The organism is Roseibium porphyridii, from assembly GCF_026191725.2.
Taxonomy (GTDB): Bacteria; Pseudomonadota; Alphaproteobacteria; order Rhizobiales; family Stappiaceae; genus Roseibium; species Roseibium porphyridii.
The window spans coordinates 5,471,240-5,484,515 of sequence record NZ_CP120863.1 but is presented as its reverse complement, the minus strand read 5'-3'; the positions used below and the strand labels follow the sequence as shown (position 1 = coordinate 5,484,515).

13 protein-coding genes are annotated in these 13,276 nt (G+C 55.3%); 11 read left to right on the top strand and 2 right to left on the bottom strand.

Features of this window, described 5'->3' with window-relative positions; genetic code table 11:
* Positions 1 to 81 precede the first annotated feature (81 nt).
* On the bottom strand, positions 82 to 1,719 hold the full coding sequence (locus K1718_RS25260) for a bifunctional helix-turn-helix transcriptional regulator/alpha/beta hydrolase (RefSeq protein ID WP_265680396.1): 1,638 nt from the start codon (positions 1,717 to 1,719) through the stop codon (positions 82 to 84).
* A gap of 176 nt (positions 1,720 to 1,895) precedes the next feature.
* Here K1718_RS25260 and K1718_RS25255 point away from each other — a divergent pair, with 176 nt between their 5' ends.
* Positions 1,896 to 2,126 carry a LuxR family transcriptional regulator gene (locus K1718_RS25255; RefSeq protein ID WP_152503711.1) on the top strand — a complete coding sequence of 77 codons (231 nt, stop codon included), beginning with the start codon at positions 1,896 to 1,898 and terminating at the stop codon, positions 2,124 to 2,126.
* Between the two features lie 26 nt (positions 2,127 to 2,152).
* Here K1718_RS25255 and K1718_RS25250 read toward each other — a convergent pair whose 3' ends face one another.
* Positions 2,153 to 2,797 carry a GntR family transcriptional regulator gene (locus K1718_RS25250; RefSeq protein WP_152503710.1) on the bottom strand — a complete coding sequence of 215 codons (645 nt, stop codon included), beginning with the start codon at positions 2,795 to 2,797 and terminating at the stop codon, positions 2,153 to 2,155.
* Positions 2,798 to 2,951: 154 nt separating this feature from the next.
* Between K1718_RS25250 and K1718_RS25245 the strand changes: the two genes are divergently transcribed.
* From K1718_RS25245 to K1718_RS25200, 10 genes are all read left to right on the top strand, one after another.
* Positions 2,952 to 3,458, top strand: a complete 507-nt coding sequence (locus K1718_RS25245; RefSeq protein WP_173006190.1) for a TRAP transporter small permease — start codon at positions 2,952 to 2,954, stop codon at positions 3,456 to 3,458.
* Positions 3,455 to 4,744 carry a TRAP transporter large permease gene (locus K1718_RS25240; RefSeq protein WP_265680397.1) on the top strand — a complete coding sequence of 430 codons (1,290 nt, stop codon included), beginning with the start codon at positions 3,455 to 3,457 and terminating at the stop codon, positions 4,742 to 4,744. The genes K1718_RS25245 and K1718_RS25240 overlap by 4 nt, the downstream gene beginning before the upstream one ends.
* 18 nt (positions 4,745 to 4,762) lie before the next feature.
* A complete protein-coding gene (locus K1718_RS25235; RefSeq protein WP_152503708.1) occupies positions 4,763 to 5,776 on the top strand; it encodes a DctP family TRAP transporter solute-binding subunit in 1,014 nt (337 codons plus the stop codon).
* Between the two features lies 1 nt (position 5,777).
* On the top strand, positions 5,778 to 6,770 hold the full coding sequence (locus K1718_RS25230) for a C-terminal binding protein (protein WP_265680398.1): 993 nt from the start codon (positions 5,778 to 5,780) through the stop codon (positions 6,768 to 6,770).
* Positions 6,771 to 6,829: 59 nt separating this feature from the next.
* Positions 6,830 to 7,480 carry an RraA family protein gene (locus K1718_RS25225; protein WP_265680399.1) on the top strand — a complete coding sequence of 217 codons (651 nt, stop codon included), beginning with the start codon at positions 6,830 to 6,832 and terminating at the stop codon, positions 7,478 to 7,480.
* 28 nt (positions 7,481 to 7,508) lie between these two features.
* Entirely contained in the window at positions 7,509 to 8,711 is a 1,203-nt protein-coding gene (locus K1718_RS25220; protein ID WP_265680400.1) for an L-dopachrome tautomerase-related protein, read from the top strand.
* Between the two features lie 62 nt (positions 8,712 to 8,773).
* On the top strand, positions 8,774 to 9,697 hold the full coding sequence (locus K1718_RS25215; RefSeq protein ID WP_265680401.1) for a sugar kinase: 924 nt from the start codon (positions 8,774 to 8,776) through the stop codon (positions 9,695 to 9,697).
* Entirely contained in the window at positions 9,694 to 10,395 is a 702-nt protein-coding gene (locus tag K1718_RS25210) for an SDR family NAD(P)-dependent oxidoreductase (protein ID WP_152503703.1), read from the top strand. The genes K1718_RS25215 and K1718_RS25210 overlap by 4 nt, the downstream gene beginning before the upstream one ends.
* 35 nt (positions 10,396 to 10,430) lie before the next feature.
* Positions 10,431 to 10,958, top strand: coding sequence for a 2,4'-dihydroxyacetophenone dioxygenase family protein (locus K1718_RS25205; RefSeq protein WP_152503702.1), 528 nt, complete (start codon positions 10,431 to 10,433; stop codon positions 10,956 to 10,958).
* Between the two features lie 189 nt (positions 10,959 to 11,147).
* Positions 11,148 to 13,274: a caspase family protein gene (locus K1718_RS25200; RefSeq protein ID WP_265680402.1), complete on the top strand. Its 2,127-nt coding sequence runs from the start codon at positions 11,148 to 11,150 to the stop codon at positions 13,272 to 13,274.
* Positions 13,275 to 13,276: the final 2 nt, after the last annotated feature.

The window sequence follows — 13,276 nt, the reverse complement described above, 5'->3', positions numbered from 1 at the left end:
CCTGAAGTCTCAAAGGAACTCAGGAGAGCACGTGTCCCGGAGCGGAAACAGCTATGGATTTTGATAGGTGGGTTGTTTACGTCAGTCGAGAAAACGGACCCAGTCTCGCCAGTGACTGAACGGGAGACTGTGGCCGGCATTTTCGACAAGAGAGACCTGCGCTTCAATGCGCTCGGCAAAGGCCAGAATGCGTTCCGGGCGTATCGACCGATTTTGTGTTCCGTGAATAAAATGAATGGGAACATCCGTTGGTTTGATCAGCTTCTCCCAATCAGAAGCAACAAACCGGCAATCGTTGATGAAGCTGTCCGAGCCGCGTTCGACATGAAACAGGTGACCTTGCCAGAAAAGGTCCAGCAAATGCGGATCGTTGCACGCCTCGAGATCCGCCTGTGCACCTCCAAAAACGGTTTGCGCAAAGCCGCCCGGCCCATCGCGTTTCAACCGTTTGTCACCCAGTTTTGCCATGTAGCTCAAAAGCGGCACTGAGACACGCGGCAACAAGGCAAACAGTTTTTGCTGCGGCGGTGCTCCGGAAAAGTCCTGAAAGCTCCGCATGGGGGGTTGAGCGGAAATGCAAATAAGTTGCGCTACACGGTCCCGGAGATGGGGAAGACAGACCAGTGCGAAAATAGCGCCAACGTCAAAAGCAACCAGCTGGACCTGTTCAAGATCCAGCTGGTCCAGCCAGTCGCATATGTCATGCGCGTAACGAGCGGGATCATGAAGCAGAATTCCGTGACCGTCGCTCTGGCCGTGCCAGGGGCGGGCAGGGGAAAGCAGACGGATACCGTTTTCGGAAAAATATCTGCTTGCGGTGTTCGGCAGCCTGTTGCCGCAAAGACAGCCGTGGAGAAAGACAACGGCTTTACCGGTCGTGTCTCCCTGCTCCAGATAGTCGATCTTGCGCCCGTCCCGAAGTTTGAGCTCCGCGCGCGTGTGGTCTGCCGATGTGGTCTGAGGTTTTCGCCGTTGTGCAGAATTGGCGATGGCTCTGGCAACTGCAACAAGCTCCCCGCTGCCCCGTGAGCGGGTTTTCGTGATCATCGATTTGATTTGCTGACGAACTGTTTCGACCGATCGATCGCGCGCTTGCGCAATCTCGGCTGGCGTATGTCCGCTGACCAGCATGGACAGGACATCGGTTTCTGATTGCGTGAGACCATAAAGGCTCTGCATGGCCAGGCTCGCGCCCTGTTGCCAGACACGTTCAACGCCCGTCAGTAACCAGATTTTGCCGTTGTGTGGATCTTCTTCAGCGGACAAGACCAACAGAACCTGCTTGCCTGTCGCAGCGTGTGGGACGCGAACAATCGGCCAGTCCTCGGTTCGGCCCGAAACAGCTTCGTTGAGATGACCCAATGCGTCGCCATCGATATCCAGTTCCTCAAGTGATCGACCGGCAGTAATTTGCAGAATTCGTTCGGCGGTTTCATTGGCCTGCAGAACCGTAAGATCCCGTCCCAGCCTGATCACCGGCCGGTCATTGTCTTCTGCAGGTTTCTGCAGGCTCGACAGCAGCTTCTCCGCAGTTTCGAAATGCGCTTCGATATCGCGTTTTCTGCGCAAAAGCTCGCGGTGTGCACTCCTGTTCGTAATGCTGCTTTCCGCGAGTGTGATCAGTTCATCGAAGCGATCCTGGTCAAGTACGGCTTCATAGACATTGGCAATCATGTCATCCAGTCGGGAAGGTGTTTCGCCGTTCTTGTTATCTTTCAAGGCTTTTCAATGCTCCGTACTGGACAATCACTTGTGTTTCCCGAGAGCGAATCGAAAACCGCACCGACGCCCGTTCCATGTTTCGCTCGTGCATACCCAATTTTGGTCATGCCCTAAGGGAAGTAAGTTGTTACGTAGATTCGACAAGGTCAATGTCAGGAGGGTCGAGCAAGACCATGGGAGCATTTGCACGGATCGAAAGCGCGTTTGAGCCTCTCACGCAGCGGGAATGCGAATGCCTGATTGAACTGGCTTCTGGTGAACGCCCGCAACGCATTGCATCCACCCTTGGTATCGCTCCGATTACCGTGGAATTTCATATCCGAAACGCGCGGCGTAAGCTTGGTGCGAAAACCCGGGAACACGCCATCGCGATTGCTTTGACAAACAATCTTCTCGCGTCTTAGCTCTGTGTTTTCCTGCGAACGGATCTTCACTTGTTCCAGTAAGAGCCTTCCTTGCGGCCGATATGCCTGATCATCACGTCAATGGCTTCATCTGTTTTTTCGTTTTCCAGAAGCGACGCGATTTCAACGTGTTCCGCGAAGGACTTTTCCATGTGTTCAGGGTGATTGCCCAACTTGTTCCTTAAACAGGCCATCTTCGCCGCGATTGTCTGATAAGCGTCGTTCAGGAACTGGTTTTTTGCGTGATCGAACAGCCTTTGGTGGAACTCCGTATCCAAGCCGAGATAGTCGCGTTCGTCGCCCTTCTTTCGGGCCCTGGTCATCTTCTTGGTGATTTCCTTCAGGCTTTTCGCAAGTCCTTTCGGATCCCGTTCCATTGCCTTTTTCAAGGCGGCTGTTTCCAGGCTTACACGCACATCGCAAATATCAAGCAATGAACATCGGTCGAGCGTGAAAACGAATGTTCCCCGTTGCGGTTCCGTGTGTACCAGCCCTTCCAGTTCCAGTCTGGCAAAGGCCTCCCTGACCGGTGTTCTGCTTACTCCGAGTTCCTTTGCAATCTTCGTTTCCGACAGGGCTTCGCCCATGTCCCGCTCACCGCTGATGATTTGAGCACGCAGCACGTCAGAGACCTGTTCGGCAAACGATTTCGGTCGCTCGATTTTCAACATGACACCATGAAACCTCCGATTGGAGACGGCTTATAGACCGGATTCGTGACTGGCGCACAGTATTTTTGTCATTGACATACTGTATGCCAGTATGCCAGTACTCCGAAAATCGGAGGCCACGTCGGATCGGCACTCCACACTTGGGAGGAACCTGATGGCGCAATTCGAACGCGTCCTGATAGCCGTGAACCGTTTCCTGGTCGCAAGCTCGCTGGCGATTGTGTTTTTGATCGTGATTGCCAATGTCATCGGCCGCTATCTGTTCGGATCTTCCCTCGCGTGGGGCGAGGAAGTTGCGCGCTTTCTGATGATTTTCGGTGTTTTTGCCGGTGCCGGACTGGCTCTGAGAAGTGGCCGGCTGGTCGAGATCGATCTGTTTGTTGCGCTGCTGCCAAAGGCGGTGCGGTTGACGATCCGGTGGTGTGCCGTCGTTGTCATGGCAGCCTTTATGGGTCTCGTTCTTTGGTTTGGAATTCAGTTTGTCGAGTTCGGCTGGAACAAGGAAACCATGGCGACCGGTATCTCGCGCGGTATTCCCTATCTTGCCATTCCGTTCGGATCATTCCTGTTCCTGTGCCACCTGGTGCTGACATGCCGGAAATTCGTTGCCGGAGACTTTGAAACCGACACTCATCTTGATGAGGTCGACGTTCAATCATGATGGCAAAAACCCTCATCATATTGTTCTTCGCCACCCTTGTGCTCGGGATGCCGGTCGTTTTCACAATGGGTGTCGCCTCGACGGTTGCAATCCTGGTGGATGGAGCGCTGAACCCGCTGCTCATTCCGCAGCGATTGTTTGGCGGCATCAATTCCTTCCCCTTGATGGCCGTGCCGTTTTTCATTCTCGCGTCGGAACTCATGACGGCCTGTGGCTTGACGGCGGCCTTGCTGCGGTTCGCCAACGATCTCGTCGGTCACATTCGGGGTGGCTTGGGCCATGTGAACGTACTGGTTTCCATGCTCTTTGCCGGTATCTCCGGTTCTGCATTGGCCGATGCTGCCGGTCCCTCGGCAATTGTCATGCGCATGATGCGCAATGCAGGCTACGAGCCCAACTATGCCGGTGCTCTGTCCGCGGCCACGGCAACCATCGGGCCGATCATTCCGCCTTCGATCCTGATGGTCATTTACGCGATCTCAGACAATCGCGTTACGGTCGCTGGGCTGTTCATGGCAGGCATCGTTCCCGGTCTTCTCATGGGCTTGGCGCTGGCCGCAGCCAATCATTACGTGTCGGTGAAGAAAGGTTACCGCGGGCGCGAGAAGAGAGCGTCCGGTTCCGAGGTCACCAGAAGTGCCCTGGCTGCTGGTCCGGCAATGCTGATGCCCCTGATCATTCTCGGTGGGATCTTGGGTGGCGTATTCACACCGACAGAAGCAGGAGCGGTCGCAACCGCTTATGCATTGCTGCTTGGTCTGGCAATGCGCACTTTGAATGGGTCAAAGCTTTACACCGTGCTTGTAAGGGCCAGTGTAACCACGTCGTCCGTGCTTTTGATTGTCGCCATGGCATCCGTCTTTGGATGGCTGCTGACATATTTGCAGATACCGCAAAGCCTGGCTGCACTCATATCTGGCGCAACGACGGATCGTTTGACGGTTCTGTTCCTGCTTGCCGGTTTTGCCCTTGTTTGCGGCCTCTTCATCGACACGCTGCCAGCTCTCATCATTCTCACCCCGGTTCTGGGGCCTATCGCACTGCAGTTCGGCATCGATCCCTTGCAGTTCGCGATGATGCTCGTGCTCAACCTGACCATAGGCATGATCACGCCTCCGGTCGGACCGGTTCTCTTCGTCATCGCGACGGTTGGCCGCCTCAAAATCGAGGGCCTGTCGCGCGCTGTTCTGCCGCTCCTTGCCGCAGAAATTCTGGTTCTGTTGCTCGTCATTCTCGTGCCGGACATCAGCACCGCTTTACCTCGCTTTTTCGGATTTTCGAATTAGCAACCCGGGAGGAAACCTATGAAACGGACTTCAAGACTATTGGGTGCAACAGCGGCACTCGCCATCATCGCCGCGGCAGGTGCCGCCCAGGCAAAGGAGCTGAAATACGCTCACTTTCAGGCGGCTGACATGTCGTCGCCCAAACATGCTGCTGCGCTTGCATTTGAAACCTGCGTTGAAGGCAAGACGTCCGGAAGCATCGATGTTCAGGTGTTTCCAGCCTCGCAGCTCGGTGACGGGGGGCAGGTCATAGAGGGCCTTCAGCTCGGAGCAATCCAGATGGGCGTCGTCCACGATGGTCCGATTTCTGCGGTCTACAAACCCTTTGCCGTATTCGCAATGCCGTACCTCTTTGACGATCAGGCTATGGCCTGGTCGATCGTGGACGGGGCATTTGGCGAGGAACTGTTCGATGACATGCGCAGCCAGACCGGCATTCGTGTTCTTGGTCTGGCGGACAACGGCGTCCGCAACTTTACCAACTCAAAAGTCCCGGTAGCTGAGCCCGATGACATGAAGGGTCTGAAGATGCGCGTCATGACAGCGCCTGTCTGGACCAAACTCGTGGAATCGCTGGGTGCTTCTGCAACGCCTGTTCCCTGGCCGGAATTGCCTGGCGCCCTGCAACAAGGTGTTGTTGATGGCCAGGAAAACGGCGTTACCAACATCGTCAATGCGTCGCTCTATCAGCACCAGAAGTATGTGTCCCTCGATGGTCACGTTTTCTCCTGGCACGCTTACATGATCAACGATGCCTTCTATGAAGGGCTTACCGATGCCGAAAGGCAGGCCGTCAATGAGTGCGTCGAAATCTCGAAAGTCATACATCGAGGCATGACGGCTGCACAGGATGCCAATGCAGCAACAATCCTGGGTGAGAAAGGCCTCGAGGTCGTGCCGGTCAGTCCGGAACAGAAGGCGAAGTTTCGTGAACTGGCGCAGCCGGCAGTGCGCGAATACATCGTTGGCGAGATCGGCGAAGACTGGCCGAACAAGCTCGACGCCGCAGTAGCTGACTACAGGGGTCAGTGATATGCGGGCGGAGGCTGTTTCCCTAGAAGCGACACCCTTTGCGGCAGTGCTTGAGCCTGGGTACGCGGACTATAAGCTGGAACAAGAAGCCATTGAGCCGTTCGGTGCAAAGGTACTTCCGGTTTCACCCAATCAGGATGCGGTCTCCGCCTTGTCCAACAAGAACGTCTTTGCGGTGCTCATAAGAGAGCGCCGCATCGACCCCGCGCTTTATGACGATTTTCCAAGCCTGAAGCTGATCCTGCGTTACGGCGTCGGGGTTGACAATGTGAACCTGAAGAAAGCCACGGAACGTGGCATTTACATAGCCAACATCCCCGATTACGGCGCTGAGAACGAAGTCAGCGACCACGCGCTCGCTCTTTACCTTGCCGTCGCAAGACGGATCGTCACGCGAGACGCTGAGGTCAGAAAAGGGCTTTGGGGCATCGGCCAGAAACATCCCGTGCCAGGCCACCGCGGGGCAACGCTGGGGCTGATCGGTTTTGGGCGCATCGCCCGCGCTGCATGCCAACGCTTCAGGGCCCTTGGCTTTTCTCGGGTCATCGTAAGTGACCCGAACCTCGATGAAGCGACGCGACAGGATTGGGACGTTGAACGTCATGATCCCGACAGCCTTTGTCGTGAAGCCGATGTGGTCAGTCTGCATACGCCTTTGACGCCCGATACACGCAACATCATCGATGCAAAACGCATTGCCATGATGAAACCCCAGACAATTCTTCTGAATGTATCGCGTGGGGGCCTGATTGATGAAAACGCTCTCGCAGAAGCCTTGCATGCAAGGCGCATTTTCGGCGCCGGCATAGACGTTTTTCAGGTCGAACCGCCTTCTGCGGACAACCCGTTGCTTGGCGCACCGAACGCCGTGCTCAGCGATCATTGTGGCTGGTATTCGGAAGCGTCCGTCAGCGAGCTTCAAAGGCGTGCAGGTGCAGAACTGGCGCGTGTACTTCGAGGACTTCCCCCCAATAACTGGGTCAATCCGTGGTGAGCAAAGGGCCGCCATCCAAGAACTTACCGTTTCAGGACGGTTCAACAGGAGTGTCTGTAATGGAACTTAAAGACTTGATTGAAGGTTTCCGCGAAACCGCGACCGCCTCGGTCGCTGATGCGGTGGACAAGGTGACTGGGCGCAAGGGATACCTGGACGGCGCTATAAAGCCCCGCATCAATGACAAGAAAATTGTCGGTCCCGCAGTCACTGTGCTGGAAGGACCAACCGATGAGTTTGTCCCACCACAGCATGCGCTTGATGCGATTGACGATTCCGCGCCCGGATCGGTCATCGTCATATCTATTGCAAGCGACGCAAATGTTGCCGTTTGGGGTGGACTGATGACCGCAGGAGCTGTGGCCAACAAACACGAAGGTGCCGTGCTTGACGGTGCGGTTCGGGACATCACGGAAATTCGCCGTGACTACGATTTTCCGGTCTTTGCACGTGCAACGTCGCCAGGAACGACGCTCGGACGTCACAAAACCCTGGCCGCCAATGAACCGGTTCCCGTGGGTGATGTGATCGTCCATCCCGGTGACATTGTGGTCGGGGACATTGATGGCGTTGTCGTCGTGCCAATTGGAAAGGCTGAGGAAGTGCTTGAAATGGCACGAGAAATCGATGTTCGCGAAGCCGAGCAGGCCAAATTGATCATGCAGGCAGGCTCCTTGCGTGAAGGCCTGGCGAAATACGGCCGGATCTGACCGGAAATCAAAACGGAGGACACGCGAAATGAGACAGCTGAAATCGACTATCGCGGCATTGGCGGTGACAGCTCTGGGTGCTGGAGGGGCCTTCGCAGAGGGCGCTCCCGATCTGGAAGTGATCGCAGAATGGAACAAGCTGCCCTACAAGGTCGTTTCTGAAGATGTGCAATCTGCATGGGAAAAGAGCGACATCTTCGGCAAGGCGCTCATCCAGGGAGCCAAGCTCGACAGCGACGGCAATATATATGTTTCAACAGCGCGTTGGGCCGGGCCTGAGATGCCTGCGACCTTATCCAGGTTGGTGAAGGAAGGCGACCAATGGGTTCTGGAGCCCTATCCGTCGGAGGAAATGAACGCTGTCGGCAATCCGTCCGGGCTTAAAGCTGTACTTGGCTTTGAAATCGATCGAAACGATGTGATGTGGATCCTCGATCAGGGCCATATGGCAGGCAAGATGGCCGAAGGTGATGCGAAGCTGGTTCTTTGGGATATCAAGGCTGGCGAGGAAGTTGGTAGGTACGTCTTTTCTGCCGACGAAGCCGATCCAAAGTGTTCGTTTCTGAACGACATCGCGGTCGATAACGACACCGGATTTGCCTATATCACGGACAGTGGGATTTTCTGTAATCCCCTGCACGGCGGACTGATTGCCTACGATAGCAATTCAAATACCGCCAGACGGCTGCTGGACCAGCACAAATTCACCAACGATGAGCCGCATTTCTTTTTCAACATCGATGACCGTCAGGTTTTGAAGAACGGCGGTATGAAAACCGGTGCCGACGGAATTGCTCTGTCCGGTGACAAGGGAACGCTGTACTGGACCAATCTTACGGGCAATACTCTTTACAGCCTCGATACCGACCTGTTGCGCGATTTCGACACCAGCGAGACGGTTCTTGAAAATGCGGTTCGCGTGGAGACCAGTTTGCCGTCGAACACGGACGGCATGACAGCGGATCGGGACGGGAACGTCTATATGACGGCGCTCTCGCTCGATGGATTGATGAAACTCGATGGCAAGACCGGCCAATTGTCCAGGTTTGCTCATCATCCCGAAATGAACTGGCCGGACACACTCGCTTGGGGTCCTGATGGCGCCCTTTACGTTGTTTCCAACCATCTTCACGTTTGGGTGGATGGCGACATGAATTTCGAGGACCCGCAGATCCCGAACTTCAGAATTTGGCGAATCCCAGGCGTTGGGCAAAGCTACACGGCTGAATAATTGTTCCCACACGGTCGCGAGCGTGTGCTCGCGGCCGATTTTCCCGACAAAGAGTACCAATCATGCAACCTGACATCATTTGCCTGGGGGAACCCATGCTCGAATTCAACGAGCAAACTGATGGCCGATATCTGAAGGGGCACGGTGGGGACACCTCCAACGCCGCTATCGCTGCCGCGCGGCAAAATGCGTCCGTCGGCTACCTGACTCAGCTGGGTAAGGATGCCTTTGGCAAGGAATTTCTGGAGCTTTGGCAAAGTGAGGGTGTCGACACTTGTCACGTGAAACAGCGTGGGGACGCGCGTACCGGGATTTATTTTGTCAGCCATGACGAGCGCGGACATTCTTTCACCTATATGCGAAAGGGATCAGCTGCCAGCTTGATGTCGCCTTCGGACCTGCCTCTGGAGTATATTTCCGGAGCGCGCATTTTGCATGTGTCGGGGATCAGTCAGGCGATTTCCGCAACAGCGGCAGATACTGTTTTTGCAGCCATGGAAATTTGCCGGAATGCTGGTGGCTGGGTTTCATACGATACCAATCTCAGGCTCAACCTGTGGCCTCTGGAAAGGGCGCGTGCGGTCACCCACGCCGCCATGGCAAGAGCACATATTGCACTTCCCGGATTGGAAGATGCAGTGCAACTGACCGGTCTTACGGATCCTGACGCGATTGCCGATTTCTATTTGAATCTTGGATGTGAAATCGTTGCCTTGACGCTCGGCAAGGAGGGAACACTCATTGCGCTGCCCAACGAACGACGTCGTGTGCCCGGGTTGCCGGTCAAGCCGGTTGACGCGACCGCAGCCGGCGATACTTTTGACGGAGCCTTTCTTGCGGAAATGGCGGCGGGACGGGATCCATACGAGGCTGCAAGATACGCGAATGCCGCAGCGGCCTTGTCAACGCAAGGCTTTGGCGCAGTTGCTCCAATGCCCAAAAGACAGGACGTGGAAAAGTTCATGAACGAAGGTAGAGCCGCATGAAACGAGCCTTGGTTACCGGTGGCACCAGCGGTATCGGCTTTGGCGTCGCTCAGGAACTGATCAACAGCGGATGGCAAGTGACGGCAACGGGCGTGTCCGACCACGAGGTTGCCCAATGTCCTCAAATCGAACATCTCACCGCCGTCAGGTTGGATGTGACAGACGACCTGTCGGTATCGAACTGCATCGCTGGACTTGACGGCCTTGACGGTCTCGTCAATTGCGCTGGTGTTTTGATGCGTGGCAAAGAATACGAACTGTCGAATTTCATGACGGTCCTGGACGTCAATCTGACCGGCACAATGCGCATGTGTCTTGCGGCCAAGCCAATCTTGGAAAAGTCAGGTGGAGCGATCGTCAACACGGCATCAATGCTCAGTTATTTCGGCGGGGCCCTGGTTCCGGCCTATTCTGCCTCCAAAGGCGGAGTTGCGCAGCTTACCAAGGCACTTGCCGCCAATTGGGCAGCCGATGGTGTTCGTGTCAATGCGGTTGCCCCCGGCTGGATCGAGACTGGTATGACAGAAGGACTTCGGGAGGATGTCAGCCGAGAAGGAACCATCCTCGCCCGGACGCCAATGGATAGATGGGGCCAACCGCGAGAGGTTGGTGCGCTCGTCGCCTGGCTATTGAGCGAAAAAGCAAGTTTTGTCACCGGATCGGTCTATCCGGTCGATGGCGGCTATTCAGCCGTCTGAAGTCATTGAAACCGGATACTATTGGGAGAGAAGCCATGCCGGTCACCGAGAAGGATGAAAATCCTCGAATTCCTTATCAGCTTCCATTCCCGAAAGATGCCCAGGCGGAAATCGTCGTGCCGAGTGCCATTCCCGATGACGAGCGCGTTTGGGTCCCGCAGACCGCAAACGTCTGGTTCCGGCCCTTGTGCCTGAACCGGAGCCAAGGCTACTGGGTCAATTTGCTAAGGGTGCGGAAATCCGGAGTTCTTTCAAGGCACCGCCATCCAAATCCCGTGCACGGATATGTTTTGAAGGGCCGTTGGCACTATCTCGAACATGACTGGGTCGCCCAGGAGGGCGGCTATGTCTACGAACCGCCGGGCGAAACACATACTCTGGTCGTTCCTGATGACGTCGATGAGATGATCACTTTGTTCCAGGTAAACGGCATCATGTATTACGTCGATCCATACGGAAAACATCTCGGCTATGAGGACGTATTCACCAAGATCGACATGTGCCGGAAGCACTATCAGTCTGTCGGGCTTGGTGCGGACTATGTGGATCAGTTCCTGCGATAAGTTACGCAACGACAAGTAGTGATGCTGGATGAAAGACTTCGGAGCGGCAAGTTTGACACGCTCCGGGCCGGACATCGGCAGTCTTCAGGTTGTCCGACAAAGGAAAATGAGCTTTGATGATGCTTTGAGCAGACACGCGTCTTGATCGCCCGGTTTTCGGCGTGAACGCAGTTTGGTGAAGGTGAGCAGATGAAACTCAGAATTCCGGCGGGCTTGGTGTTGTTGTTTACGCTCGCAGTTGGCCAGATCTGGGTTCAACAGGCACAAGCGGCTGCGGACAGGATCGCGGTCGTTGTCGGAAACACCAAATACGACACATCCCCCCTGGCGAATGCATCAAATGACGCGGCGCTTGTTGCCGAAGTCCTCGCGCAGGCGGGTTTTGAGGTCAATCTGTTTTTTGACCTCAAGAAAGATGAATTCACCACCCTCATTGAGGAAATGGACAAAACTTTTGACGGCGCTCAGATTGGTGTTTTCTATTTTGCCGGTCATGGCTTTCAGGTGGATGGCCAGAACAAGCTGCTGTCCGTCGATGTGGATACGTCTTCTGCGGAATCGGTAAATCTGAAAGCGGTTCAATTGCGTGATGTCATTGACGCGGCATCGACCGGGAAAGGTGGCGGACTGCGTTTGATCATTATCGACGCTTGCCGCGACGACCCGTTTTCCGGGTTGGATCCGCGTTTTCAGGCAGGACTATCCTATTCAGAAGCGAGTGGTGAGGAAACGTTGCTGGCATTTTCCACCAGTGCTGGAAAACTCGCCTTTGATGGTCCCGCAGGTGGTAACGGACCTTACGCGATTGCATTGAGCCGGGCGTTCGAATCTCCGGGAATCTCGCTCTTTTCCGCATTTCGCCGCGTTCGCCAGCAGGTGAGGGTCTCAACCGAAGGATTGCAGATCCCTTGGGTCATCGGGTCTGTCGAGCGAGAGCATGTGCTGAGGGGGAATTCGGGATCTGCGACACCTGAACCCCAGGTCGAGGCCGGAGACTATGATCTCGACACTGTTCTTTGGTATTTTCTGAGTAAATACGGAACAGAAGACGAGCTTGAGCGCTTCGTCCGATCCTTCCCGTCCAGTCGGCATATTTCGGCGGTGCGAACCCTCATGCGCAATTTGGACACAGGCGAAAGACAAGTCGCAGAGGCATCGCGCAGCGTGAGCGTGCGTACGGCTGCAATCAACCAGCAGGATGTCATTGAACGAGCCAGACAAAAGCGTCAGGAGCGTCTGGCATTTCAGCCTCAGACAAATATTCCCGCAGAACTGTTCAGACTGTGGCCCGAAGACCTGCCGAATGCTGCAGGAGGTTTGAGAGATATCGTGACAGCCTGCGATCTCCTGGCTGCCCATCCCGCAGACCCGCAACGTGTTGCCCCTTCGATCCGCGACGGACTGATCAACATTCGAGATGCCGTCATTTTATGCGGTTTTGCACTCGTGGAAGACCCAGGGAACCCTAGGCTGCAGTTCCAGCTGGGGCGTGTTCTTGATGTCGCCAAACGGTTTGAATGGGCCAAGGCCTTTTACAAGCTCGCTGCGGATCAGAACTACTCGGCTGCTCTGACAAATCTGGGCTACATGTACTATTCAGGTCGCGGTTCCGATGTGAATTATGAGGAGGCCCGCCGGTACTATCTGAGGGCGGCCGGTCTGGGCAACCTTCGTGCACGAACCAATGTCGGCACCCTGTATATCAAGGGTCGTGGCGTCGCCCAGCAACCGGCCGAAGGCATACTCTGGTATCGCCTGGCTTCCGCCATGGGATGGGTCAACGCACAAAACGCCTTGGCGGATCTCTATCGGAAGGGGATCGGGGTCGAAAAGAACTATGACGCCTCCGCCGCGCTCTACCGGCTTGCAGCAGAAAACGGTCAGCGTGAGGCCATGAACAGTTTGGGCCGAAGTTATCTCTCAGGCTGGGGTGTCGAAAAAGATCGTACGACCGCACATCTTTGGCTGATGCGGGCGATTGACGCCGGGGACCGTTTCTCACCTTATTTTCTCGCCCGGGATCTGATGGGGCAAAAACCCGATGCAGCAGGAAAAGAGAAGATCCTCGAGCTTCTCAATTTGTCTGCTGATCGGGGCTTCGGTCAGGCTTACTTCGAGCTGGGTCGGGTCCATGAGGAAGGTGCTCTTGTTTCGCAGGACCCGCTGGAAGCCTTCTTCTTCTATCGGATCGCCGATCTGAAGAAATACAAGAAAGCTGCAGAAGAAGTCGAACGATTGAAGGCGTTGCTCAGTTCGGACGACATTGCCAAGGTCGAAGAACGCATCGAGCAGCGACTTCAGCTGAACGGCCTCTGACC